This is a genomic window from Streptomyces sp. NPDC006430, from assembly GCF_040612395.1.
Lineage (GTDB): Bacteria > Actinomycetota > Actinomycetes > Streptomycetales > Streptomycetaceae > Streptomyces.
Map to the genome: position 1 here is coordinate 111376 of NZ_JBEXQA010000018.1, position 24281 is coordinate 135656.

The following is a 24281-nucleotide window of genomic DNA, read 5'->3' on the forward strand; positions in this document are numbered from 1 at the left end:
GCGTCAGGCCTTGGACCCCGACGTATCGGCGTACCGGCGTACGCAGCCGACCCGGCGCGGCACGCGCTAGGAACCGTGGTACAGGCGTTCGAGATCGACGAGCATGACCTCACCGCGGGCCTGCGCGGCATGCAGTTCCGGGCTGAACCCGGAGGCACCGTAGAGGGCGAGGCGGGCCCGGCTCACGTCTTCTTCTGGTGCGAGCGCGTCGAGGATGCCGCGCAGTCGTTGCAGGTGGTGGATGTCCATGCCGGTGTGCCATCGCGCGAGCCCCACCGACAGGAGCGCGCCGGTTCCGTGACCGTCCTGCTGGCGGACCACGACCTCGGCGTCGAGTCCAGCGGTCGAAGGGGGATCGCCCAGTGAGCCGTACGACGCGGTCACGCGGTCGGCGCCGAAGGAGTCGGGCGAGGCGAAACGGACCACCCAGTCCCGGCACGTCTGCGCGAACTGGGGTCCTGCGACGCGGGAGTTGAAATCGGCGCGCGCCTCCTGCCACACCCTTTCGGCGGAACCCCGCTCCAACACGGTCCGGCGCGGCCGGGCCACCGCGTGCTCGAACGTCAGGAGTTGGTCAGTGGATCGATGACGCGTGACACTCGGCCGCAGCCCGTCCTGCTCCGACCGGATCAACCCGTGCTCACGCAGCACGCCGAGGGCACGAGAGGCATCGGAGAGCTGCTGCCCGAGGAAGACGGCGATTTCCCCCTGCGTGGTGCACCCCGCGCCCAGGGCGGACAGGACGGAGTGACAAGCACCGGGACTCAGGTGTCCGGTCTCCTCGTCCACGAGGTGGCGGGCTTCACGGAACAGTGGCATGCACGGATTCAGCACGGTCCGGCAGACCCAGGCGTCGAAGTCGGCGCGGTCGGCGGGAACGTCGCCGCCCACGTAGTCGTGCCGGTAGGCCGGGGTTCCACCGACGACGGCGTACACGAGGGCGGCGAGCTCGGCGTCGTCGATGCCCCACAGCCGTGCCGCCTTGCGGAAGTCCAGCGGTTGCAGGTCGAGCCTCAGAACGGCCACCGTCGCCAACGGAGAGGAGGGCGCCAACAAACGGTTCATGACCGGTGCCGTATCACCTGCGAGGACCAGGCGCGCACGGTTGTCCTGCGGCGAGCGCGCCAGGCGGCGTACGGCTCCGTGGATGACGGACGTCAGGGCCGGGCTCGCCGCAACGAGATCGGGAAAGGAGTCGATGATGACGGGCAGCGGGCCGGAGTCACCCAGCGCGAGCAGGGCGTCGACGGCTTCCGTCCAGTCGTGCCAGTGGCTGGGCTCCGAGACCTGCCGGTACCGCCCGTACTCCTCACCCAACCTCCGCAGCGTCTCGGCTTCGGTGGCCTCCTGACCGCAGAAGTAGAACCCGCCGGTGGCCCGTGCCACCGATTCCAACAACAAGGTCTTGCCCTGCCGGGGCCGGCCCATGACGGTGCCCAGGCCCGTTCTCGCATGCGGATCGGTGGAGAAGGCGAGCAACGCCGCCCATTCGTCATCCCGGTCGAAGAGCCGGTCGGGCTTGCCAGAGGGGTCGGGGCCCGCGGCCGGGGCGTGCTGTCCGTGTACGGCGTTCACACCATGCACCTCACCTCCGGAGCCACCTGGGGCTCGTTCCATTCTCAGGCCCGTGACCGTCCGGCGCGCGTCGCCCCGCCCAGGCAGACGCGAGCGGCCAGCTCCGTGCCACGCACCCGACCGTTGTCCGAGGCGGCTGCACGCCAGAAGCGACGGCTGCGCCCGGAACGGGGCCTGGCCGTGGTGGCCGTGGCGCTACAGGCCCTGGGCCAGCAGGAGTTCATGGGCGAGTCGTGCGCCGCGCGCCGCATCGGCCTGCGCGTCCGCGTCCTGTGAGGGGTTGCCCTCCAGGCCTTCGGCCAGGGCCCGGACTGCCTGGGCGAGCGTCTGTACCTGGGCTTCGACGAGGGACAGGCGGTCGTCCTCAGAGGGGGTGCTCTGGGCGTGCGTCATGACAAGCCTCCGTGATCAGGACATTGGGTACGGCGCCACGTGCCACTGTGCGTCATGGCAGGGGGCGGGGCCACTTGAGGCATCAGGTCCTTCCTCAGTCCGGCTCCATGTAGGGGCGGCGGAAAACCGGTGCCTTTCCGGTGCCGTACGGGCGTACGGCCGCCATCGCCTGGGCGACCGCGGCCTCCAAGGAGCCGCTGGTATCGACCGCGACGGCCTCGTCCCAGGGCGCTTCAACGGCTGCCATGGCCGTGGCCACGTCGAGGTCGGCGTCGGACGCCCCGGGGCCCCGGGTGCTCAGACGGGCCGCCGACACATCGCCCGGAACCTGGCAGTGCAGCGCCACGACGTCGACGCTAGCGCGTTCGGCCATGCGCAGGGCGGCTTCGCGCTGTGCGGCATCGGACCAGGTGGCGTCCAGGACGACGGATTCGCCGCAGGACAGGAGGGCGGATGCGCGGTCGAGCAGGGCCGCGTAGGTCCTGTTGGTCCACTCGGGCGTGTACAGGCCTTCGCCGTAGCCTGCGGCAGCGGACTGCTCCGCCGGGATGCCCGCCAACTCCTTGCGGAGGTGGTCGCTACTGAGCAGCGTCACGCCCAGGCGATCGGCCAGTGCGCCGGAGAGCGTGGACTTCCCGCTGCCCGGGAGTCCGCCGATGAGGGTCAGGCCGACAGCGGAGTGACGCAGGTGGCGCAGCGTCGTCGTGACCAGTCGCCGTGACGCCACCTGTGCGCCGGACGCGCCCTGGCGTGCCTGGATCAGGGAGACCTTGGCACGGACGAAGGCGCGGTAGGCGACGTAGTGGTGCCACAGGGACGGCGGTGCGGGGTCGCCGGAGTACTCGCTGTACCGGGCGAGGAAGAACGCCGCGGACTCCGGGGCACCCAACTGCTCCAGGTCCATGGCGAGGAAGGCGGCGTCGTCGAGACCGTCGACGTAACGAAGGTGGTCGTCGAACTCCAGACAGTCCAGGACGCGGGGGCCGTCGTCGAGGCAGAAGATGTCCTGGGCGAGCAGGTCACCGTGGCCGTCGACCACCCGCCCCTGCTCGATGCGCGTGTCGAACAGTTGCCTGCGGCCGGCGAGGTAGCGGCGCACCAACCGCTTGGCCTCCTCCACTTCGTCGAGCAGGCGGTCGTCGTCAACCATGTCCGTGACCTGCGCGAAGCTCGCTTCCCAGCGCGAAGACAACGCGTCCCGCGTGCCCTGCTCGTCGATGTCCGGGCTACGGACGGCGTCCGCGTGACGGGCGGCGAGCAGGCGGGCGACGGACCGCAGGGCGTCGTCGACGTCGGCGCCCTCACCCACGAGGCGGGCCAGGCGGCGTTCCGCCGGCATGCGGCGCATCACCACGACGGGTTCGGCCCCGTCCGCGCCCGCCTCCGGGCTGTGGAATTCCCCCAGGCCCAGGTAGACGTCGCGGGCGAAGCGACGGTTGAGAGTGACTTCGCGTTCGCACGCGGCGCGCCGCGCCGCGAGGGTGGTGAAGTCCAGGAACTCCAGGTCGACGGGCTTCTTGAGCTTGTAGGCGCGGTCACCGACGAAGAACAGGACCGCGGTGTGCGTCTCGCAGACCTCTGCGCGCGGGAGCGGCGAAGCACCGCTAGCGGTACCGGTACCCGTCCGGAGCGCGGACGCGCCGGTCCGGTGTGCCGACGCCATCGGCTCCCCGAGGCGGCTCGGCTCAGTCATGGGGGACGACGGCGACGGGGCAACGCGCGTGATGGACGGCGGCGGTGGCCACGGAACCCAGACGCGGTGCCAGGGCGGGACGGTGCTTGCGCCGACCGACGATGAGCAGTCCGGCGCCCTCGGCGGCCCGTATCACCGCCTTGGCGGGGCTTTCGAGACCGATGCTGTCGCTCACCTCCACGCGCGGATACTTCTCGCGCCACGGGCGGAGCGTCTGGCTCAGGCTCTTCTGAGCGTCCTGCGTGATCTCGGCGCCCACTTCGTGGTCCGTCCCCCAGGGAACGTGTGCATGAAGCGGCACGCTGTGGCCGTGGACGGCCCGAACCGGCACGCCCCGCGCGGCGGCGGTGGCGAAGGCGAACGCCAGCAGGTCGTCGCACGGTCCGTGCAGTTTCAGCGCCACCACTACGCCACCTGCCGTACCCGGGGCGGTCGATGGCCCTGCCTCACCCGCTCCGGCGCGTACCAGGACCACCGGCCGCTCGGCCCGCGTCACGACGGGCATGCTGATGTCGCCCAGGAAATAGCTTTCGACGAGCTCCAGCCCCCGCGAACCCAGCACGGTCATCTCGGACTCCGCCGCCGCGTGCAGCAATGCGTCCTGAGCGTCCTCGGCGACCAGGTCGCCGACGATGGAGAGACCCGGGTGGCGGGCTTGGAGCTCTGCCTGCGCCTTGTGCACGATCTGCCTCGCCCAGTAGTTCTGGTCCATCTCGGCGGGGACGTGGATCGGTTCCGGCGCGAGCAGGGGCCACGCGTGCAACAGACGCAGCGTGAGCTTGCGACGATCGGCTTCGTCGGCGGCCCACCGGGCGGCGGCGAGGCTCTCGGGTGAGCCGTCGAGGCCCACAGTGACGACTGGCTCCATGGCGACTGCTCCGTCTCGTAGGAAGCGGGAATGGCGGTGAGCGGGTCCGGCCGTCCGGACTGCCGTCGTCCCTGTGCCCTCGTCGGTGGGGCACCCTTCGCCGACGCGCCGAGCACGCGGGCGCATCTCTTTCGAGGAGTACCTCACATCTCCCTGCCGCGCATGCCGACCTCGACGGGGCGGGGCCCGAGCAGGCGCGGCATCCGGCAGGAGGTACCACCTTCGGTGGGTGCGCCGGCGCCGATCGTCACTGCCCGGAAGCGGTCGGGAAGGGCCCTTCGGCGACACCGGTTCGGTCAGGCCGTCCGAGTTCTCAGCCGATCCGGTTCGGCCGCCAGGCCGGTGGCCATGTCCGGATCAACTGGCCGTCCGTGCGGGGCACCACGACCTCGATCCAGCCGGGCCGGGCCGCGAACCCGTCCGACGGCCGCAGCGCTTCACACAGGTGCTCGGGTTGTCCAGCGCGGTGTGCCCGTAGCCGTCGAGCGTCAGCAGCCGGGCCCCGGCGAGGCGGGGTTGGGACTCTCGGCGCACATGACCGCCAGCGACTGCTCGAACCCGGGATAGCGCGCGGGCCCGGAATGCGCCGGGGGCTCCTCGGGCGCCCGTCCCCGCCACAGCGACTCCAGCGTTGCGGCGGTCCCGGTCCAGCCCGGGTGCACGGTGTAGAGCCCGCCACGGACCTCGCTCACCGCGCGGGCGTACGTCCAACCTCGGATCGGCCGCTGGGCGAGGCGCGCCAGCAGGGTGTCGTACTTGGCCCGGGTCTGCGCCGGGCTCCCGGCGGAGAAGGCACAGCGGGCCACGGGCGCCCGGCCGCAATGATCGAGGAACTGCCCGAGCGTGTCGGCGGAACCGAGGTGCGAGCCGAGGCGCAGGAAGGTGTTCAGCTCGGGCTCGCCGCCCGCACCGCGGTGCACCCATGCCTGTGGGTCGACGTTGCCGTCGACGACGAGCCGCCCGACCCGGTCGGGGAACAGGTTCGCGTACGTCGCGCCGAGCAGCGTGCCGTACGAGATGCCCCAGTAGCGCAGCCGCTCCTCCCCCACCGCCCGGCGCAGCAGGTCCAGGTCGCGCGCGGTGTCGGCGGTCGAGATGTGACGCAGCAGCTCCGGATCCCGCTGCTCGCACCGCTGCGCGAGGTCGGCGTACGCGGTGTGGTACGCCCGCTGCTGCCACCGGGCCCACCGGGGTTGAAGAACAGCGAACCGGTACGCCGCGCCGGGGTGGCCGCTCGGTGGCGGATCACGGCCAGGTCGATCGTCCGGCCCGAGGGAGCGGCATGGTCCAGTGGCACCTTGGCCACCGCACACTCGAAGCCCGCCTGCGCCGTCCGTGCACAGGGACGCCAACGCAGCGCGACCCCGCCCTCCTCGTCGCCGTCGCCCGAGCCACCCGCCGACGCCACCCCGGCCGCCGACATCAGCGTCAGAAGGGCTCCGGCCGCCACGCCCGCAGCGCCTCTCAGCGGCGCCGTCCTACCGGTGCTACGCATGGCCGGCCCCTTCCCTTCCGTATGCAGGAAACGGGCCGACGCCGCTCGGGCAGGCCCCGTCTGCCATGACATCGGGGGGAGGTGCGCCGGGCAACCGGCCCGCGTCCGAACGGGTCCGAGCCGGTCCCGGGAGGCGGCGCGCGAGCGCTGCGCTCAGTTGCTCGTCGTGGCCAGCTTCGCCGCGAAACCGAGGACCACACGGCTATCGATGCGGTCGCCCAGCACCTCTCGCGTCGCCGTGGCGAGCTTATCCGCGTGGTCGAAGGCGGCATCAGCAGGATGCCTGGCGGGGTGGCGCGGGTCGAGCGGTCCACCGCACGTCCTTCCCCTCATTTCTGGAACGTCGTCGCTGGTCACGGCATCGGCTGCCGACCGCCCACAAGTTTTTTCAAAGAAGCACCAATCCAAGGGCGTTGGTGCCCCGAAGAAGCAGCGAGACCCTTCCCAGGAGCTCACTTCAACCCCGTACGATCTGCGGTTCCCGATCTTGGGAACCTGCGGAACAGGAGCGAACGTGATAGTCAAGCGCACTGGTCGCCTCGTGGTAATCGCCGCCGTGCCCGCCGCCGTGTTCCTGGCAGTGGGCCTTTCCGGCCCAGCTCTCGCGGAGGGTGGGAAGGCCTACCAGATCGACCTGGCGCAGCTGAACGACTCCGGTTCCCGGGGCACTGCTCTGCTCAGCCTCAAGGGCAACCAACTGACCGTGCAGATCGAGTCCGAGGGCATGGTTCCCGGGCAGCCCTCGGCCCAGCATCTGCACGGCTCGACCAAGGGGCACGATTTCCACTGCCCGGACGCAAGCGACGACACCAACCGCGACGGGGTCCTCAGCAACACCGAGGCCACGGTGGACTACGGCGACATCAACATCTCGCTCACCACGTCCGGGGACACCAAGGCGGCCAGCGGTCTCGCCGTGGACCGCATGCCCGTGGCCAACAAGCAGGGCAAGGTCTCCTACAAGCGGACGATCGCCGTCGCGCAGGACGTGGTCGACCACATCAAGGACCTGCACATCGTGCAGCACGGCATCGACCGCAACAAGAACGACAAGTACGACTTCGAAGGCGCCGGCAAGAGCGAGCTCGACCCGAAGCTGCCGCAGGAAGCAACGGCCCCGACCAACTGCGGAGAGGTCAAGGGCGCGGCCGTGGGATCCGTTCCGGTCGGCGGCATCGAGACCGGCGGCGGCTCCGCACACGCCGCGGCGGCGGCATCGACCGCGCCGACGACGACGATGATCGGGTCTGCACTCGCCCTCACCGTGGCGGCGGTCGGTGCGGTCGGCGTCGCACGGAGGCGGGCCGCCTCCGTCCTCGCCCGGACGGAGAACACGGGGAGCGCCGAGTGAGCCTGCACCGACCCGCTACACCGACCTCGCCTCCCGCACCGGCCGCGCCGGCCGCACGCACCGCACGGTCGCGCGCCCGCCGGACCACGGGTCTGCTGGCCGGCGCCCTCGCCACACTTCTTCTCGCCGGGTGCGGGGGTCAGGATCCTGCGGCGTCTCCCGCCGCTCAGGGGCAGGCCGTACGGAGCGGTGCGCCGGCCACCGGCGGCGCCGGAGGCGCTCCCACCGGGAAGGCGTCGCCCGGCGGCCATCACGCCTCGCCGGAGGGCGGATCACAGAACGGCACGAATGCGGGAGCGGCCAAGCCCGCCCTCGCCCGCTCCGAGCCGCAGAAGATCGCCATCCCTTCCCTCGGCATTTCCAGCAGCCTGGAGACGCTGCGGCAGAACGAGGACGGAACCATGCAGACGCCGAAGAACCCTGCTCTGGCGGGCTGGTACGAGCCGGGGCCGACTCCGGGCTCCCAGGGGCCGGCCGTCATCGCCGGCCACGTCACGTGGAACGGCGCGGCGGCGGTCTTCGAGAAGCTGAAGACGATGAAGGCCGGTGACACGATCACGGTGACCAGGCAGGACAACAAGACGGCCACGTTCACGGTCGACCGGGTCGCCGAGTATCCGAAGGCCGAGTTCCCCACGCTTGAGGTCTACAAGAACCTCGACCACGCAGGCCTCCGACTGGTCACCTGTGGCGGCGACTTCGACCCGAAGAAGCACTACTACGACAGCAATGTGGTCGTGTTCGCCTCCATGACGAGCGCCGCGTAGCCGGCCCAGCAGGACAGCGGACCACAGGAAGGGCATCCGTCAGCCGCAGCGACGTACTGCGGCTGACGGACTCCCGCAGCCACCTGGTGGCTGCCCCTGTACGGAATCGGGGCGGCCGTGCTGGTGGGAGCTGTGGCGTGGACCGGGCCCGGGCGAGGAGGGTCCTTACCGAAGTCCACCTCGCCGGAGCCGGTCACCGCGGGAACGCGACAGGACGGCGCGCCGTAGCTGCCGGGCCCTCGGTCCTACGTGCTCCTGTGCGTCGGGGGGCGTCGAGCGACACGTTGGCGGGCAGGGTCTCATTCCCGGCGGGCGAACCGGTCGAGGGCTTCGAGAACATGGGAGCGCGTCGTGGCACTGCCCAGGTGGCCTCCGTCGCCGACGACGATCAACTCTGCGTCGGGCCAGGCGCGGGCGAGTTCCCACGCGGTGTCGAGCGGGCCGGCCATGTCGAGCCTGCCGTGGACCAGCACGCCCGGGATGCCCGCCAGGCGGTGCGCACCGCGCAGGAGGGCGCCCTCTTCCAGCCACGCGCCGTGGGAGAAGTAGTGGGAGCAGATGCGGACCAGGGCCAGTCGTGCGGCCGCGGGGCGGTCGCCGTACGGGTGGGAGGCACCGTTCGTCTCTCCGGACAGGACCGCGTCCTCCCAGGCGCACCAGTCGGCCGTGGCCTTCTCCCGTACCACCGCATCCGGGTGTTCCATGAGGCGCGCGTAGGCCGCAACGATGTCGCCGTCTCGTGGTGTGTCGGGGGCCCCGGCGAGGAAACGTTCCCACTGCTCGGGGAAGAACCTGCCCGCGCCCCGGTAGAGCCAGTCGATCTCGGAGCGCCGGGTGGTCGTGACGGCCGAGATGACGATCTCCGACACCTGTTCCGGGTGTGTCTCGGCGTAGGCCAGGATCAGCGTGGAGCCCCAGGAACCTCCGTACAGCAACCAGCGGTCGATCCCCAGGTGCTCGCGCAGCCGCTCCATGTCGGCGACCAGGTGCGGGGTGGTGTTGTGCCGCATGTCGGTGGTGGGCTCGCTCGCGTGGGGGGTGCTGCGTCCGCAGCCACGCTGGTCGAACAGGACCACTCGGTAGCGGTCCGGGTCGAAGTACCGACGCGCCCCGGTCCCGCATCCCGATCCCGGGCCGCCGTGGACGACGAGGGCGGGCTTGCCGTGCGGGTTGCCACACACCTCCCAGTACACGAGGTTGCCGTCGCCGACTTCGAGCATCCCCTTCTCGTACGGCTCGACCATCGGGTACAGCTCGCCCATTTCTTTCCGACCTCCTGAAAGTCACGTGCAACCGGCTCGATGCAGCTCACTGAACCATGATCCTGCACCACGACGCGGCGCCGGGGTCAGCGGTCAGCGGTCAGTGGTCGACCGGGAGACGACATGAAGGCGAGGAGGACGACAAGGTCGCCCACACCGACACTCTTGGCACGGGAGATATTCTCAGGCGTCGCCGACAAGTGGGCGTTCCTGATCGCCGACGCCCTGGGGGAAGGCACCCTGCGCATGCTCGAACGCGACGGCCTGGCCGAGGAGACCGTGTACCCCACCGTGCCGCCCCGGGTCGGGTACACCCCGCTTCGAAGGCGACTGTTGACCGTAGCAATTACCCTCGCGGAGACGGCTCGTTGAAGTCGGCAAGCGACCGAGGAGGCTTGCCGTGTACAGGACCAGGAACATGCAGACCATCGCGGCCGCGGTGGCCGCCATGACCGCCGTGACCGCGACGATCGCAATGACCGGCCCGGCTCAGGCCCGCGACAGCTGCAGGAAGAGCTCCAAGAGCGTCGACACCCCCACCTACAGCGGGCCGTTCCCCGACAACTGGGAGTTCACCGTCACCGCTTGCGCGAGGCGGTCCGGGGGCCGGGTCGGCCACTACGCGACGATCAGCTGGAACCTGCCCGGCAGCGTCTTCCCCAGCGGCGGCGTCTTCAACTCGACCGGCACCGGCCTCGAAGTCCAGGCGCGGTCCGGCGGCAGCGTGCGCACGACCGCGTGGACCGATCTCCACGCCCCGCTCGACAGGGCCAGGGACGGATCGCACAAGACCCGGACCGTCACCGTGAACTACGGCGCCGGCAGAGCGGCGACCGGCGTCGTGCTGTACCTGGACTGGAAGAACGACGGCAAGGGCTCCCAGAAGCTGGTGTTCGCCTCGTCGCCCACGGTGTGAGCGGCACGACGGGGCGAGCGGAACCGCGACCGCCGACGAGTCCCCGGGACCCGTACAGGCCCCGGGGCCTGCGATCCGTCAGCGTCTTGCGGATCAGTAGTAGTTGTTGCCGTCCCAGCTCGACGTGGCGCAAGAGAGCGCCGTGTCGCCCTCGAAGGTGCAGACCTGGATGCGCAGGGCCCAGATGCCGCGCGAGTCGGTGAGCGAGGTGCTCCAGATGCCCTCGGTGTTGTAGCCGGTGGTGACCGAACGCCAGCCGTAGCTGGTCACGTTGCGGGCCGGGTCCATCGACTGCACCCGGATCCGCGCGTGGTGCCCGTCGGCGGCGGTGTCACGCAGGCGGAGGTGGATGCTGTACGCGTTGGTCTTGCTCGCGTAGCTGAAGTCGCCCCAGCCGGCCGATCCGGTCGTGCTGTCGTACACGGAACCGGCGAACGCGCTACCGGTGGAGAGTACGAACGCCGCGACGGCGGCCGCACCCACGGTGAGAACACGGTTGAGTTTCAAGGCTCTCCCTGTTTCAGGTCGGACTGTCTGCCGCAGAGGATCCTAGTCATGTGCACGGATGAACCGGAACGCGTTGGTCCACAACCGCGATGCCTCAAAAGGGACTTGGTACGCCAACCATGGGCCCAAGAGTGAGCATTTCTCGCAACTAGAATGATCTGTCATGGACATTCGCCAGCTGCGGTACTTCGTCACAGTGGCGGAGGAAGCCAACTTCACCCGTGCCGCCGCCCGTCTGCACCTGGCACAACCGGGGTTGAGCGCCCAGATCCGGCAACTCGAAAAGGAGCTCGGGCACCCGCTGCTGGACCGCTCCGGCCGATCAGTGACGCTGACCGAAGTGGGCGAGGCCGTACTGCCGTACGCGCGGGCCGCGATCGCCGCCGTCGCAGCAGTGCGGCAGACCGTGGACGAGTTCACCGGACTGTTGCGCGGCCACGTCACGATCGGGTTCGTCTCGGGCGCCGCCGCCCACGAATTCGACCTGGCCTCCGTGCTGGCCGACTTCCACGACGACCACCCCCAGGTCGAGATCACCCTGACCGAGGACACGTCGGAGCGGATGCTCGCCGCACTGCGGCGTGGGGAACTCGACATCGCCGTGATCGGACTCGCACACGAGGAACCCCCACCGGGCATTTCCTTCCAGGTAGTGATCGACGAACCCCTGGTCGTAGCCGTCGCCCCGGACGACCCTGCCCTCACGCCCGCGGGCCGCACGACCATTGCGTTGGCGGAGCTCCGCGACCGCCCGCTGATCAGCCTGCCGCGTGGCACGGGACTGCGCACGGTACTCGACCGTGCCTGCGCACGGGCGGGGTTCCAGCCCCGCATCGCCTTCGAGGCAGCCGCTCCGCTGTTCCTCACGCAACTCGCCGCCCGCGGACTCGGCGTGGCAGTGGTGCCGGCCCTCCAGACAGACGTGGCCTCGACCTTCGGGTTGCGCACGCTGCACATCACCCACCCGCGGTTGCGCGGCCGCATTGCTCTCGCCTGGCGGACGGAGAGTTCCGCCAGCCCCGCGGCCAAGGCCTTCCTGCGTCTGCTCCGCGCGACCCTCACCGTGCCGGGGACCGACCAACCGTCGGTCCCATGAGGACGGGCGGCGCGGGCCCCGCGGACACCGCGAGTACAGCGGACCCGCGCGGGCCACGGGGCCGGCAGATCCGGAGCCGGCAGATCCGGGGCGGGTGAGTCGGCGGGTGTGCTGCAGGACGAGCCCGTGCGCCTGGTGCCGGTACGTCCTGACGAGTTGCGCCGGAGGGGCCGTACGCCCGCCGCCGGACCGGTGCAGCGGGCCGCCGCGCGGGATCGGAGCCGGACCAGCCGGCGGTTAAGCTCCTTCCAGGAGCCCCCGGGGCCCGTCGGAAGCCGGCCGTAGGCGCGGGACCACCTCCTGCTCGAACCGGGACGCGTGGTGCCGACTGCACCGCACGTAAGGACTATGAGATTGAGATGACTGATCCACCCTGGCACGGTACGAAGGCCCTCGTGAACGAACCGATCCAGGCCACGACCGTTCGCGTGTTCATCGCCCTCGCCCCGCCCGACGACGCGAAGGAAGAACTGGCTCGGGCACTGCGCCCCGCCTATGCCGCGTACCCGCACATGCGCTGGAACCGCATCGAGGACTGGCACATCACCCTGGCGTTCCTCGGAGAGCTCCCGGCTGCGACCGTTCCGCTCCTGCGCCCGCCGCTCGCGGACCTGGCGGCGACGCGTCGTCCCCTCACGCTGGCATTGCGCGGCGGCGGACACTTCGACGAGCGGGTGCTGTGGAGCGGGATCGGCGGTGACCTCGAAGGGCTGCACCTGCTCGCCACCGACGTGCGCACCGTGGTCAAGGAGTGCGGCATCGCCTTGGAGGACCGGCCGCTGCGCCCCCATCTGACGTTGGCCCGATCCCGCCGGGGCGATACGTCCTGCACGGTGGAAGCCGCGGCCGGACTCGCCGCGTTCCGCGGTCGCCACTGGCAGGCCGAGCGCCTGCACCTGGTCGGGAGCAACATAGGCCGCGGCCCGGGACCGATCCACTACCGCGACATCGAAGCCTGGGACTTCGACGGCGCGGGCCGGGGTCGATCTCGGGGCTGATACGGCAGCTGTCCGGGCTCCGGTCGCTCCGGAAGGACGTACGGGCCCTTCGTCCAGGTCACCGCTGCCGGCTCGGTGTCCACCGGAACGCACCGGGGTCGTGCTGCGTCTCCGTCGCTCCTCGGACTCTTCGGAGACCGCGGCGTTCACCGTCTGTGCAGCCAACCCGTCCGCCGTCGGGAGGCGCGCGGTCGGCGCTCGGACAGCAGAGGCGGAGCGAGCGCGAAGACCACGGTGATGTGCGCGCCTCCGTTGGGACCGCGTGCGATGTCCATCGAACCGCCGGTGACGGCCGCGGCCCTCCGGGCGATGTCGAGACCGAGCCCCGAGGAGCCGGTGCTGCTACCGCGGGAGAGGGCCCGGTCTGGTTCCGGAATGCCCGGCCCGGCGTCCTCCACGACCAGCTCGACCGCCTGGGCGCTACGCAGGACACGGACGCCGAAGGGGGTGCCCGGCGGGGTGTGGCGGAAGACGTTGCCGATGAGCGCGTCCACCACGGCGGCGATGTCGTCGTCGGAGAGGCTGACGGGTGCGGGTTCCTCGGTGAGTTCGAGGGAGCAGGGCCGGTTCTGCTGCTCCGCCAGGACCGACCAGAAGGCCGTACGGCGCCGGATGACGTCGGCGGCTTCGCAGCGCGGTCCGGATGGTCCTGCGCCGGTCGGCCGGTCGGCCGTACTCGTTTCGTCGCCGCGCATGCCGTGGCCCATGGGACCGACCGCGAGAGGGGTCCGCGCGGCCGTGATGATCGCTTGGAGTTCCGTCTCCAACTCGCGCACCGCCGCCTCCACCCTGGCCGACTCCGGTGACCCGGCCATGCGCTCCGATGCCAGCTGGAGGGCGGTCAGTGGGGTGCGCAGCCGGTGGGACAGGTCTGCGACGAGCTCGCGTTCGACGGCGAGCAGCTCCGTCATCCGGTGGGCCATCGCGTTGAAGGCGACGCCTGCGTCGCGCAGTTCCTTGGGCCCCATGGGGTCCACGCGGGTGTCCAGGTTGCCCTGCCCCAGCGCGCGCGACGCTTGCGCGAGTCTCTTCGAGGACCTGACGACCTTGGCCCCGAGGCGGTCGGCGACCAGTACGGAACCGCCGATCAGGCCCACGGCGAGGAGGGACATGACCGCCCAGGAGGCCTTGACCCCGCGGGTCAGCTCCTTCTCGGGGACGAAGTTCTCGATGACTGCGACCTGATCGCCGGGGAGCACGACCGGCTGCAGGCATATCCAGCCGCTCGGGATCTGCTGGGAGATGGACTCCCGTCCCTGCTGCGCCCGTTGGAGGAGTTCCGCAGGGGCGTGGGAGCTGCCGAGGACCCGGTCGTCGGGCAGGTGGACGACCAGGTGCTCGGTGGCGTCCAGGCTGGCGGTGGATTCCCGCAGGGCGGACGGATCCGTGGTCAGCGTGAGGACGGGTGCCAGGGCGGCGGCGCGCTGCTCGGCCGCGGTGACGCTCTGCGCCTTGACCAGCGACATGACCAGCGCGGCCAGCGGTATGAGGAAGGAGAGGGCCACCATCGACGTCACCGCGAGTGCCACTCCGGCCAGTGAGCGTCTCAACGCGGCGCCACCAGTTTGATGCCGACCCCGCGGACGGTCAGCAGGTAGCGCGGGGCCGCCGCGCGCTCGCCGAGTTTGCGGCGCAGGGACGACAGGTGCACGTCGACGGTCTGGTCGTCCACGTACGGCTCGCGCCAGACCTCGGTCAGCAGCCGCCGTTTGGAGACGACCTGACCGGCGTGATGGGCGAGGAAGGCCAGGAGGTCGAACTCGCGGCGGGTGAGACGGAGTTCCTGGCCGGCCAGGTGTGCGGTGCGCGCGCCGGGGTGCACCGTCAGTTCGCCCACGGTGGTGGGACCCAGCGCTTCGACCGCGGGTGCCGGTCGCGGGCCCTGCCCGGCACGGGCGGCATGGGCCGGGGAAGCGTGGCTGGTGCGCCGCAGGACTGCGGAGAGACGTGCGATGAGCTGTCCCCCGGAGAAGGGTTTGACCAAGTAGTCGTCGGCGCCCGCGTTGAGGAGCTTGATGATCTCCGTCTCGTCGTCGCGGGCGGTGGCCACCAGTACGGGAACGGAGGAAATGCCGCGGATCATGCGCAGGGCGTCCCCTCCGTCCAGGTCGGGCAGCCCCAGGTCGAGAACCACCGCGTCGACGGGCATCTGGGTGACCTCGCGCAGGGCGCCGAAGCCGTCGCCCACGCTGCGCACGGCGTACCCGTGCTCCGCCAGGACCTCGATCAGTGACTGGCGGATGCTGGGGTCGTCTTCCACGACGAGGACGCTGGGCATGGGGACACCTTAGGCGCTCGGTCCGGGGAGGCCGTGGACAGGTGACGGGGGACCGGCCTGCGGCCCGACGCTCGGTGGGGCCCTGCGCAGTCCCGGAACGTCCCGCCTGATGGCCCGCCCGACGACCCGCCTGATGGCCCGGCCGACGGCTGTTCCCGCCGATGTCCACCTTGACCAGGTGGTACGAGGCACCGAGATCCCCGCAGTCTGCGATTGGGTGAACACCTGGTCGGCCGCCTTGCAGTTGCCGCACCAGTTGGCGCCGAAGTCGAGCAGCACCATCCTCCCGTCGGCCTTGGCCGCGCGCAGGGCCGCGTCGATCTGCTTCTGCGCATCGGCCGAACTGTCGTAGCCGGGGCCGCGGCCGTGCCGGCACGGCCGCGGCGGACGTGCGCGGCGTACGGGGAGTGCCGACCTGGCGAAGGCACCCCAAAGCACGGTGAGGACTCCGGGAAGGACGAAACGCCTCCCGGTTCGGTGAAGCCGGCGGCCTGACGGTTCACCCGAGCGTCACGCCCGGGCACCGAAGGCCGCTCGGCTGACGCGAGCACGAAAGGGACTCGGAGGGCTGCGTGGTGCGGATCGGTCGAAACGTCCCCGACCTTCAGAACGACGTCTCGCGGATGCTGGCCTTCGCCACCGGGTCGATCGTCGCCGTGATGACCGAGCGGTGGTCCTCGCTGGTGAACGTGACCGTCAGGGTGTCGTCCGCGGCCTGCGACATGGTGGTCTTGAATCCGCGACTGGGCACCGCGGAGATCAGACACACGCCGGCGCTCCCGTACCGCACCGTGGCCTTGCCGCCCTGCGAGGAAATGGTGTGCAGGCCCGGTCCGCCGTCCTCGCAGTCGACTGCGGATTTCGGCGTGCTGGTCCCGGTGGCTCCCGACGAGGCCTTGGCGGGTGCGGAGACGGAAGCCGAGGGCGAGGGTGGCTCCGTCACGCTGGGCGAGCCGCTCGCGGACGCGCTCGGGGACGGCGGGCTCGTCGACTGCCGCTGTGTCGCCTGCCAGGCGGGGGGCGTCTCGAAGTCCATCGGGGCGGACCGCGCCACCGGAGGCGTATGCCTGGTCGAGCCGACCACGAATTGGACCGTGGCGAGCACGGCAGTCACGCTGGTGGCCGTGCACGACAGCCATATGAGCAGGTAGCGCGGAATTCGAGGCACGGCCCCATAGTGACCGACGGGCCGGGTCGCCCGTCACCGCCTCCCCCGAAACGGACCGGCAGCCACCACGTGTCCCGTACGCGACCACCACACTCCCAGGGCCTGGCCAACCCGGCCTGTGGACCGAGTCCGTGGACCGAGCCTGTGGGCCGAGGTGGCGACGGAGAGCGACTCGAAGACGGGCAGCCCGGGTCCGGGACGGGCCTCGAACGCCGACGTCCTCCTGACCCGCTGACGGGTCGGAGGACGTGCGCCGCGCGGCGGCCGGTCACGGTGGAGCGGAAGCGCTCGCCCCGGGCCCGTGTGCCAGCCGGTGGGAGGGTGTGCCTACTTCGACGTTCCGAAGTCCTGCGTCCACCAGGGGCCGCCGTCGCCCTTGTGGACGCCTATGCCGATCTCCCGGAAGGCGCAGTTGAGGATGTTGGCCTTGTGGCCGGGGCTGTTCATCCACGCGTTCATGACCGCGCCGGCGTCGGCCTGTCCCCGGGCTATGTTCTCGCCCAGGCGGGACCACGCGTATCCGGCGCCTTCCACCCGAGTGGTCATGGTGGACCCGTCGGGTCCGGTGTGGGACATGACGCCGCTGCGGGCCATGGTGTCGCTGTACGCACGTGCCGCGGCGCCCAGCTTGGCGTTCACGGTCAAGGGGCCGCACCCGGCAGCGGCCCGCTCCTTGTTGACCAGGGCGAGCACCGCGGACTCGGAGTCGCCCGAGGAGCCGCCGGACGATCCGCCCGACCCCCCGGAACCCCCGGAACCGCCGCCGGAGGTCGGGGCGGGCGCACGCGTGGGCTTTCCGGCCCGGGTCGACGCCGACGCGCTCGGACTGTTCTCCTCTGCCGCGGATTTCGCGGGCGCGGCGGATTCCGAAGCGCTGGCGCCGGGCGTTGCGGACGACATCGAGCCCGCAGCTGCCGCGGCCGCAGCATCGGCGGCGAGCGTGGGGAGGGGAGGAGTGGGGGTTGCCGTTCCTGCCCCGGCATCGGAGCCCGCCGTCCCGGACTTCGAACCGGTGGCACCATCGGCCCGCTGGTCCACGCGCTCACCGCCGTCGGAGTCGGCCACCGCCACCCCGACCGCCACGGCCGCAGCCGCAGCGGTGAGGGACAGCACGATGCGCGTGCGCACCGCCTTCTTCCGTCGCACCTCGACGCGGGACAGTGTTCCGGGAGTTCGGCTGCGGCTCATGCCTGTAGCACCTCACAGAGAGAAGGGGAGGAGGGTCTGACCGAGCCTAGGTCGCTGACCAGCCAAAAGAGCCGCCTGGAGGCGTTCTTCACCTTCCCTTAAGGAAGCCCGCAGAGTCGGAACAGGAAACGTCGTCGTACGCCCGCGACCCGCTGACGCGCCCGCTGGGTGGTTGCGGCCGTCCACCGTGCACGGGGTTGGCTGCCCGCTCGGGCGCAAGGGACTGCGTGTACGGCACGGCCGCGCCCGGCACGAACGTCGGCCACCGCGGCCGGCCGGGCGCTGTCGGTGCGCCACTCGCGGCGAAGCTCGCCCAGTAGTCGGCGACGGTTTCCGAGAACCACCTGAGCCGCGGTGAACCGGGATCGGGCGGTCTCGTCCTCGAAGACGTAGGCAGTGTCGCTCGCGTGGTACGCGCTGAAGTCGAAGGGCGCGGACGAGGGCAGGTACATCGGGGCGCGCCGGTCGGCGAACTCGTACGCGTAGGTGGGGGCGTACCGGCCGAGCACGGTGTGCTGCGCGTACGTGCCGCGCGCCCATATGCGGTCCGTCATCACGGTCGCCCAGGCAAGCGCGGGAGAGGGGATCCAGACCAGGACAGGCCGTCGTTCGCCGGGGTGGACGTCCACAGGGGTGGTGACGTTCAACACCAGACCGCTGCCCGCGGGGGGGGCGTCACTCGGCCACGGCGCGCGGCATTAGCATCGGCACCCTGCCGACCGCTGGAGCTTGCCGCCATGTCATTGCCGCGTATCGGAGTCGTCATCGTGACCATGGGCACTCGTCCGCGGGAGCTGGCGGCTCTGCTCGATTCGGTGGAGAAACAGGACGTACCTGCGGCGCGGGTGGTGCTGGTGGGCAACGCGACGCCGCTCACCGAGATCACAACGGACGTCACCAAGATTCCGCTCGAACAGAACCTCGGCTGTCCTGGCGGCCGTAACGTCGGCCTGACGGTGCTGCGCGACTCGGGTGAGATCGACGTCGTCATCGAGTTGGACGACGACGGCCTGCTTATCGCCGACGACGTGTTCCGCACGGTCCGGCAACTGTTCGCGCAGGACCCGAAGCTGGGGATCATCGGTTTCAGAGTCGCTGACGAGCAAGGGCGTACGGAGCGACGCTGGGTGCCCCGGTTGCGTGTCGACGATCCGATGCGCCGGGGTCTGGTGACCGCCTTCCTCGGAGGGGGCCACGCCTTCTCGGTACCCATGCTCCACCAGACCGGCCTGTGGCCGGCGGAGTTCTTCTTCGGGCACGAGGAGTCCGATCTGGCGTGGCGCGCGCTCGATGCGGGGTGGAAGATCCTCTACGAACCCGAGCTGGTCCTCCAGCACCCGCGGACGTCCCCGGCCCGACACCCCGCCCATTACCGGTTCACCGCCCGGAACCGGGTCTGGCTGGCCCGCCGGAGACTGCCGATTCCTCTGGTTCCGGTCTATCTCGGTGCGTGGATCGTCCTCACCACAGCGCGGGCGCGGTCCCTGGCGGGCTTGAAGGCGTGGTGGGGCGGTTTCGTCGAAGGAGTACGGACGCCGTGCGGTCCGCGCAAGGCGATGAAGTGGCGCACGGTGTGGCGGATGACCCGTCTGGGCCGCCCTCCGATTCTCTGATCCCCGGCCAGGAGGGTCGCGGTCACCAGTCGGTGAGATGCACCAGGTCCTGGCAGTGCGGGTCGTCCGTACCGGCGGGCGACCGCCACTCCGCGCCGAGCAGCGAGGGGCGCCGCGCAGATGCGCCGGGGGCCGTTCCTCGGACGGATGGGCCAGACAGCACCGGTCAGGCGGCTGTCTGGGCGCCGGGGAGCTGGGCCAGTACGTCCTCGGCGTGGGCCACGACCGGCATGCCGGCCGCGCCGGTCGCCAACGGTGTCTTGTGGAAGCCGTGGTAGGTCATCGTCCCGCCGGACAGGAATGCTGCCTCCCGGCCGGCCTGGCACAGCACGCGGTACGCGATGTAGCTGCGGAAGCCGGACCGGCAGTACGTGTACACGGGTCGGTCGCGAGGGACCTCGGAGAGCCGTCCGCGCAGTTCGGTGTGCGGGATGAGGACGGCCCCGGGGATGTGCCAGGCCTCGTACTCGGCGGGGGTGCGGACATCGAGGATCAGCGCCCGCTCGGCGCACTCCGGGAACTCCTCCGGATACCACAGGTGGATGTCGCCGCGCAGCAGGTTCGAGGCGAGGAAGCCGGCCATGTTGACGGGGTCCTTCGCCGACCCGTAGGGCGGGGCATAGGCGAGTTCCAGGTGTTCGAGGTCGTAGACGGTCATCCCGGCGCGCTGGGCGACCGCGAGGACGTCGATGCGCTTGTCCACCCCGTCCCAGCCCAGCACCTGCGCGCCGAGCAGCTTGCCTTCGGCGGGGTCGAACAACACCTTCATGAACAGCGGCGCGGTGCCGGGGTAGTAGGCGGCGTGGCCGCTCGGGTGGGCGTACACCTTGCGGTATCCGATGCCCTCGGCGCGCAACTGGGCTTCGGTCAGGCCCGTACCACCGGCGGCCATGTCGAACACCTTGACCACGGCCGTTCCCTGGGTTCCCCGGTAGGCACTGTCGCGGCCTGCGATGGTGTCGGCGGCGATCCGGCCCTGCCGGTTGGCGGGCCCGGCCAGCATTGACAGCACGGGCTCTCCGGTCACGAACTGGGGGGTCTCCACGGCGTCGCCGGCAGCGAGTATGTCGGGCGCCGACGTGCGCATGTGCGCGTCGACCACGATGCCGCCGCGCGGACCGATGTCGAGGCCTGCCTCGCGGGCCAGCTCCGCGTTGGGCCGGGCGCCCACGGCCAGTACGAGGACGTCGGGCTCCAGTGTCGTGCCGTCGGACAGATCGAGGGCGAACGTGCTCTTCTCGCCCCTGCGGATCGCATCGGCTGAGGTGGAGAGGCGAACGTCCACGTTGTGGCTGCGGACGTGGAAGTGCAGGATCCGGGTCATCTCGTGGTCGAGCCACGGCATGAGCCGGTCGGTGCGCTCGACGACGGTCGTCTCCAGACCGCGGGACCGGAGCGCCTCGGCGAGCTCCAGGCCGATGTAGCTGCCGCCGACGACGGTGGCGCGCGAGGCGCCCCCGTCGATGTGGGTCATGATCCGGTCCATGTCCGCCACGTCGCGCAGGACGTCCACGCGTGGATCGTCCGCTCCGGGAATCGGCGGGCGGATCGGAGTGGCGCCCGGGCACAGTACGAGCGTGTCGTACGACTCCCGGTAGGTGCGCTCGGCGTCGATGTCGCGGACCTCGACCTCCTTGGCCTCCCGGTCGATGCGCAGCACCTCGTGGCCGGTGCGTACGTCCAGCGCGAGGCTGCGGGCGAGGCTCTCGGGGGTCTGCAGCAGGAGGCTGTCGCGATCGGGGATGGCTCCGCCGACGTGGTACGGCAGACCACAGTTGGCGAAGGACACGAAACGGCCGCGTTCGAGCACGACGACCTCGGCCGCCTCGTCCAGTCGCCTCAGGCGCGCGCCGGTCGAGGCACCGGCTGCGACACCCCCGACGATGACGGTCTTCATGGGAGGTCCCTTCCCGTTCGGCGCGGGCAGCAGAACCGCTCACCGGTCCGGGCCGTCATGTCTCGGTCGGACGCCCCTGCCGGACGGAGTGCCTCCTTCCAGACAAACAGCTCGCTCCCGTGCGCGCCATCCGATGCCACCTACCCCCAGCCGCACCGCAGCGCAGTGGAGCGCACTGCACTGCTGTGCTCCTCGTCGGTGGTACCGCCTGCTCGCGGTGGACGGGCTTCCCCTCGTCCTCGTCCACCGCGCGTTCGCCGCATGGAGTACGCCGACTGGATGGATCGGGCGGCACGGTGATGTACGACCTTCCCGGCGCGCCACGCCCGCCCGAGGACAACTCCCGCTCCGCCCCGACTGATGGCCATGTGGGACAGCATCCTGCTGGACTCCGCCGACCGTAGCCGCGTCATCCCACCCGCTTACCGCAAGCACGTGACGCGTGTGAACGGCGACGTGCTGCCCACACTGCTGGTCGACGGTTACGTCGCCGCGTGTGGCGTGCCGTCGAGGGTGGAATCGAGGCCACCGCCTTCCATCCCCTTCCAGGGGACGTGGGAGGGTTTGGCCGCAGAGGCCGGGGCGCTCGCCCCGTTCCTCGGTGCTTGAGCTGACGAACTGACGAGTCGCCGGGCCATGGGGCCACCGGGCCACGGGGCGGACCGATGGGCGCCCGTTCCGGGATCAGCCGTCGTGGTGTGCCCACCGGCATCGCCTGCGCGAGGGATCAGGCATCCTGCTCGGGCAGCGGAGCGGAGCCCTCCTGCTGTGCGGCCCGCCGCTGCTGCCGCTTCCTCCGACGTGCAGCGAACGCGACGCACCCGGCGACGGCGACCACGGCAACCTTGGCCCCGATCTTCACGGCGGCCCAGCCGATGAAGAACTTGTACCAGTGCTGCCACCAGGCGACCCCGACGATCACCAGGGCGCTGGCCGTCCCCGCCAGTACCCCTATCACCGTGTGCGTCTTCGTCACCGTAACGTCATCGGAGTCATTCCCCGTCGTGTCATTCATAAGGACCACCGTAGGGACTGAAATGCGAACTCCCGTACGACTGGGGGATGATCGGGTCTCCGACCCGAGGACGGCAACAGGCCCCGGCAGAGCGAACCGCCGTACCTGCTCAACACGGACGGATCGCCGAAGTCGCGTCCCGTCATCACCGGAGGCGCGCCCTCCAGGGCACGGTGTCCCTACCCGCCGACACCGGGGGACCTGCCGGGCAACTACATGCTCTTCGCCCGTGACGCCCAAGGAGTCCCGAGCATCGCCCGCTTCCTCGCCAGCTCCGGAACGGAGGCAGCGTCACTCCGCGGCTTTGCGTCACTTCTTTGTTACGGTGAGTCACCAGGCGGGGCTGGCGCCCTGCATCGCGTACCGGGGCTGGCGGCAACACCATGGCACCGCCGTACCCGAGCGCAGGTGGTCGCGGTGCACACCACTGTGCCCGACCAGCGACACGTCCTTGAGAAGCACCCAAGCAGAGGCGGTAGTCATGGCGCAGGAAGCCAGGATCGACGTCGAATTGACGGCGCAGCAGGATGAGGGAAAGCCCGCGGCCGAAGCATCGGCGACGCTCGCCGGGGCGCTGGAGCCGGGCATCTGGTTCGCGAGCCCGTCGCGTGCGTCCCGCACCCAGGATCGGAAGCCGAGGATCTGGGAGCTGCGGTCCGCCCGACCCTACCGGCGCGAGGTGGCCACCGGAACGGCGGCGGTCTACTTGGCCGACGGGCACAAGAGCCTGGAGCGCCCCTTCATCTTCGCGGACGGCTTCAACTACGGTCCCAGTGATCTGCCGGGCTTGTGGGAGCACTTCAACACGCCCTACAAGAAGGGCAAGCCCGGGCTGTTCGACCAGCTGCTCGCCGCGGGCATCGACGTCGTCCTGGTCGGCTTCGAGGAGCGTCACACCTACATCCAGGCGAACGCCGGTGTGGTGATCAACGCCATCCAGCAGACGATCAGCGAGCGGCAGGGCGATGCCCCACTGATCGTGGGCGGAGTGAGCATGGGCGGCATGATCACCCGCTACGCGCTCGCCGAGATGGAGCACTACCGCATGGACCACCAGACGGAGACCTACCTCTCCTGGGACACCCCCCACAACGGAGCGTGGATCCCGCTGGTGCTGCAGCAGATGGCCTACTTCTTCGAGTCCTTCCCCACCGGCAACCCCGACGCCCCCAAGCAGGCCGACCTGATCAGGAGCCCCGCAGCCCAGCAGCTGCTGTGGGCCTGGGTCGAGAACGCCAAGTACTCCGGCCCGGTTGCCACCACCAGCGAGATGCGCCAGCAGCTGCTGGCCGAACTGGAGGAGTACGGTCAGTTCCCGATGCGTCCCCGCAAGCTGGGCGTGGCCAACGGCACCGGAGACGGCATCGGCCGCGACCTGCCGCCCGGCCGGACGGTGTTCGACTGGAAGCTGCCGCTGATCGCAGCCGCGACCGCCCGCTTCCAGCCCGACGCCGGCGAGCACCAGCCGATCGGCGAGATGAAGGCATTGGGGCAGGTGCGCCGCGGGAACACCTCGTACGTGCCGGCCCTCGACGGCGCGCCCGGCGGCAGCCTCGCCTCCTTCGGCATGGTCGCCGACGCACTCAACGCCGAGATCCCGCAGGAGTACCGCAACAGCTGCTTCGTTCCGGCGGTGAGCGCGGTAGCGCTCGACTTCGACCCGGTCGCATGGAACGTGAGCCCTTACGAGGACATCGAATCGCTGCCCGTCGAGAAGAGCATGCTCGACGAGTTCAAGTGCGACACCAAGAACACCGAGCACAGTCAGGTCACCGAAACGCTGGCCGACTGGGTCGTGGAACGGCTCGTCGGCTGACGCCAACGACCGCGCGTGCTGCCGCGCTTGCGCGTTGACGAGATGTTGGCGTCGGCATCGGGCCGAGAGACCGTTGTGGTCCGCCAAGGCGTGGCAGCCGCCCGGCTCCGCCTCGGGGTGCATGCAGGTCAGTAGGCCGTAGGCGTCCCCGGCGGCCTCGACGGCAGGGCCGGCCGCCGCGTGTGGTGAGCGGCGGCCCGGCGCCTCCACTGTCACTGGTTGCGCGTACGGTCTGCGCATGGTTGCCCAGAGACCCGGCGCGTACGACGGCCTCGTGCCCGGCCTTGGGGTCCGGCTCCTGCTCCGGCGTGACCTGTGGGGCCGGCGGCCATCGGGTGGGCCGTGGCCAGCACCGTGAACGGCGGCGCGGGCCGCCCGTGCGGTG

24 protein-coding genes and 1 pseudogene are annotated in these 24281 nt (G+C 70.7%); 10 read left to right on the forward strand and 15 right to left on the reverse strand.

Annotation, left to right across the window (positions count from 1 at the left end; translation table 11 throughout):
• Window positions 1-66: 66 nt before the first annotated feature.
• From ABZZ20_RS24080 to ABZZ20_RS24105, 6 genes are all read right to left on the reverse strand, one after another.
• Window positions 67-1575 carry an ArsR family transcriptional regulator gene (locus ABZZ20_RS24080; RefSeq protein WP_356872772.1) on the reverse strand — a complete coding sequence of 503 codons (1509 nt, stop codon included), beginning with the start codon at window positions 1573-1575 and terminating at the stop codon, window positions 67-69.
• A gap of 195 nt (window positions 1576-1770) precedes the next feature.
• Window positions 1771-1968: a hypothetical protein gene (locus ABZZ20_RS24085; RefSeq protein WP_356872774.1), complete on the reverse strand. Its 198-nt coding sequence runs from the start codon at window positions 1966-1968 to the stop codon at window positions 1771-1773.
• 94 nt (window positions 1969-2062) lie between these two features.
• The gene (locus tag ABZZ20_RS24090) at window positions 2063-3661 is read right to left on the reverse strand and encodes an AAA family ATPase (protein ID WP_356872776.1); all 1599 of its coding nucleotides are present in this window, start codon (window positions 3659-3661) and stop codon (window positions 2063-2065) included.
• A complete protein-coding gene (locus ABZZ20_RS24095) occupies window positions 3654-4529 on the reverse strand; it encodes a universal stress protein (protein ID WP_356872778.1) in 876 nt (291 codons plus the stop codon). The genes ABZZ20_RS24090 and ABZZ20_RS24095 overlap by 8 nt, the downstream gene beginning before the upstream one ends.
• Before the next feature lie 488 nt (window positions 4530-5017).
• Window positions 5018-5842, reverse strand: coding sequence for an alpha/beta fold hydrolase (locus tag ABZZ20_RS24100; RefSeq protein ID WP_356872780.1), 825 nt, complete (start codon window positions 5840-5842; stop codon window positions 5018-5020).
• A gap of 335 nt (window positions 5843-6177) precedes the next feature.
• The gene (locus tag ABZZ20_RS24105; RefSeq protein ID WP_356872782.1) at window positions 6178-6357 is read right to left on the reverse strand and encodes a hypothetical protein; all 180 of its coding nucleotides are present in this window, start codon (window positions 6355-6357) and stop codon (window positions 6178-6180) included.
• 181 nt (window positions 6358-6538) lie between these two features.
• Here ABZZ20_RS24105 and ABZZ20_RS24110 point away from each other — a divergent pair, with 181 nt between their 5' ends.
• Together ABZZ20_RS24110 and ABZZ20_RS24115 are read left to right on the forward strand one after the other, a co-directional pair.
• Entirely contained in the window at window positions 6539-7375 is an 837-nt protein-coding gene (locus tag ABZZ20_RS24110) for a hypothetical protein (RefSeq protein ID WP_356872784.1), read from the forward strand.
• A complete protein-coding gene (locus tag ABZZ20_RS24115) occupies window positions 7372-8142 on the forward strand; it encodes a class F sortase (protein ID WP_356872786.1) in 771 nt (256 codons plus the stop codon). Before ABZZ20_RS24110 ends, ABZZ20_RS24115 begins: the two co-directional genes overlap by 4 nt.
• 299 nt (window positions 8143-8441) lie before the next feature.
• Here ABZZ20_RS24115 and pip read toward each other — a convergent pair whose 3' ends face one another.
• Window positions 8442-9404 carry a prolyl aminopeptidase gene (pip, locus tag ABZZ20_RS24120; protein ID WP_356872788.1) on the reverse strand — a complete coding sequence of 321 codons (963 nt, stop codon included), beginning with the start codon at window positions 9402-9404 and terminating at the stop codon, window positions 8442-8444.
• Window positions 9405-9527: 123 nt separating this feature from the next.
• On the opposite strand from pip, the pseudogene ABZZ20_RS24125 reads away from it, so the two are divergent.
• Window positions 9528-9716: pseudogene (locus tag ABZZ20_RS24125) on the forward strand (hypothetical protein); the annotation flags it as partial.
• An 88-nt stretch (window positions 9717-9804) separates the two neighbouring features.
• Window positions 9805-10320, forward strand: coding sequence for a hypothetical protein (locus ABZZ20_RS24130; protein ID WP_356872790.1), 516 nt, complete (start codon window positions 9805-9807; stop codon window positions 10318-10320).
• Between the two features lie 93 nt (window positions 10321-10413).
• On the opposite strand, the gene ABZZ20_RS24135 is transcribed toward ABZZ20_RS24130, so the two are convergent.
• On the reverse strand, window positions 10414-10827 hold the full coding sequence (locus ABZZ20_RS24135) for a hypothetical protein (RefSeq protein WP_356872792.1): 414 nt from the start codon (window positions 10825-10827) through the stop codon (window positions 10414-10416).
• Window positions 10828-10990: 163 nt separating this feature from the next.
• Between ABZZ20_RS24135 and ABZZ20_RS24140 the strand changes: the two genes are divergently transcribed.
• Both ABZZ20_RS24140 and thpR read left to right on the forward strand, forming a co-directional pair.
• Entirely contained in the window at window positions 10991-11923 is a 933-nt protein-coding gene (locus ABZZ20_RS24140) for a LysR substrate-binding domain-containing protein (RefSeq protein ID WP_356872794.1), read from the forward strand.
• Window positions 11924-12318: 395 nt separating this feature from the next.
• A complete protein-coding gene (thpR, locus tag ABZZ20_RS24145; RefSeq protein WP_356872796.1) occupies window positions 12319-12921 on the forward strand; it encodes an RNA 2',3'-cyclic phosphodiesterase in 603 nt (200 codons plus the stop codon).
• A gap of 146 nt (window positions 12922-13067) precedes the next feature.
• On the opposite strand, the gene ABZZ20_RS24150 is transcribed toward thpR, so the two are convergent.
• From ABZZ20_RS24150 to ABZZ20_RS24160, 3 genes are read right to left on the reverse strand one after another with little or no spacing between them, the layout of a single operon-like run.
• Complete coding sequence (locus ABZZ20_RS24150) at window positions 13068-14471, reverse strand: HAMP domain-containing sensor histidine kinase (protein ID WP_356872798.1); 1404 nt, start codon at window positions 14469-14471, stop codon at window positions 13068-13070.
• On the reverse strand, window positions 14468-15199 hold the full coding sequence (locus ABZZ20_RS24155; RefSeq protein ID WP_356872800.1) for a response regulator transcription factor: 732 nt from the start codon (window positions 15197-15199) through the stop codon (window positions 14468-14470). Before ABZZ20_RS24155 ends, ABZZ20_RS24150 begins: the two co-directional genes overlap by 4 nt.
• Window positions 15200-15208: 9 nt before the next feature.
• Complete coding sequence (locus ABZZ20_RS24160) at window positions 15209-15481, reverse strand: hypothetical protein (RefSeq protein ID WP_356872841.1); 273 nt, start codon at window positions 15479-15481, stop codon at window positions 15209-15211.
• Between the two features lie 293 nt (window positions 15482-15774).
• Between ABZZ20_RS24160 and ABZZ20_RS24165 the strand changes: the two genes are divergently transcribed.
• On the forward strand, window positions 15775-16350 hold the full coding sequence (locus tag ABZZ20_RS24165; RefSeq protein ID WP_356872802.1) for a hypothetical protein: 576 nt from the start codon (window positions 15775-15777) through the stop codon (window positions 16348-16350).
• Between the two features lie 344 nt (window positions 16351-16694).
• On the opposite strand, the gene ABZZ20_RS24170 is transcribed toward ABZZ20_RS24165, so the two are convergent.
• A complete protein-coding gene (locus tag ABZZ20_RS24170) occupies window positions 16695-17555 on the reverse strand; it encodes a CAP domain-containing protein (RefSeq protein ID WP_356872804.1) in 861 nt (286 codons plus the stop codon).
• Between the two features lie 98 nt (window positions 17556-17653).
• Window positions 17654-18109, reverse strand: coding sequence for a hypothetical protein (locus tag ABZZ20_RS24175; protein ID WP_356872806.1), 456 nt, complete (start codon window positions 18107-18109; stop codon window positions 17654-17656).
• A 183-nt stretch (window positions 18110-18292) separates the two neighbouring features.
• Here ABZZ20_RS24175 and ABZZ20_RS24180 point away from each other — a divergent pair, with 183 nt between their 5' ends.
• Complete coding sequence (locus ABZZ20_RS24180; protein ID WP_356872808.1) at window positions 18293-19168, forward strand: glycosyltransferase; 876 nt, start codon at window positions 18293-18295, stop codon at window positions 19166-19168.
• Between the two features lie 166 nt (window positions 19169-19334).
• Here ABZZ20_RS24180 and ABZZ20_RS24185 read toward each other — a convergent pair whose 3' ends face one another.
• Window positions 19335-21065, reverse strand: a complete 1731-nt coding sequence (locus ABZZ20_RS24185) for an FAD-dependent oxidoreductase (RefSeq protein ID WP_356872810.1) — start codon at window positions 21063-21065, stop codon at window positions 19335-19337.
• 366 nt (window positions 21066-21431) lie between these two features.
• On the opposite strand from ABZZ20_RS24185, the gene ABZZ20_RS24190 reads away from it, so the two are divergent.
• Complete coding sequence (locus tag ABZZ20_RS24190; RefSeq protein WP_356872812.1) at window positions 21432-21674, forward strand: crosslink repair DNA glycosylase YcaQ family protein; 243 nt, start codon at window positions 21432-21434, stop codon at window positions 21672-21674.
• Window positions 21675-21792: 118 nt separating this feature from the next.
• On the opposite strand, the gene ABZZ20_RS24195 is transcribed toward ABZZ20_RS24190, so the two are convergent.
• Complete coding sequence (locus tag ABZZ20_RS24195) at window positions 21793-22041, reverse strand: hypothetical protein (RefSeq protein ID WP_356872814.1); 249 nt, start codon at window positions 22039-22041, stop codon at window positions 21793-21795.
• Window positions 22042-22561: 520 nt separating this feature from the next.
• On the opposite strand from ABZZ20_RS24195, the gene ABZZ20_RS24200 reads away from it, so the two are divergent.
• Window positions 22562-23896, forward strand: coding sequence for a hypothetical protein (locus ABZZ20_RS24200; protein WP_356872816.1), 1335 nt, complete (start codon window positions 22562-22564; stop codon window positions 23894-23896).
• Window positions 23897-24281 lie beyond the last annotated feature (385 nt).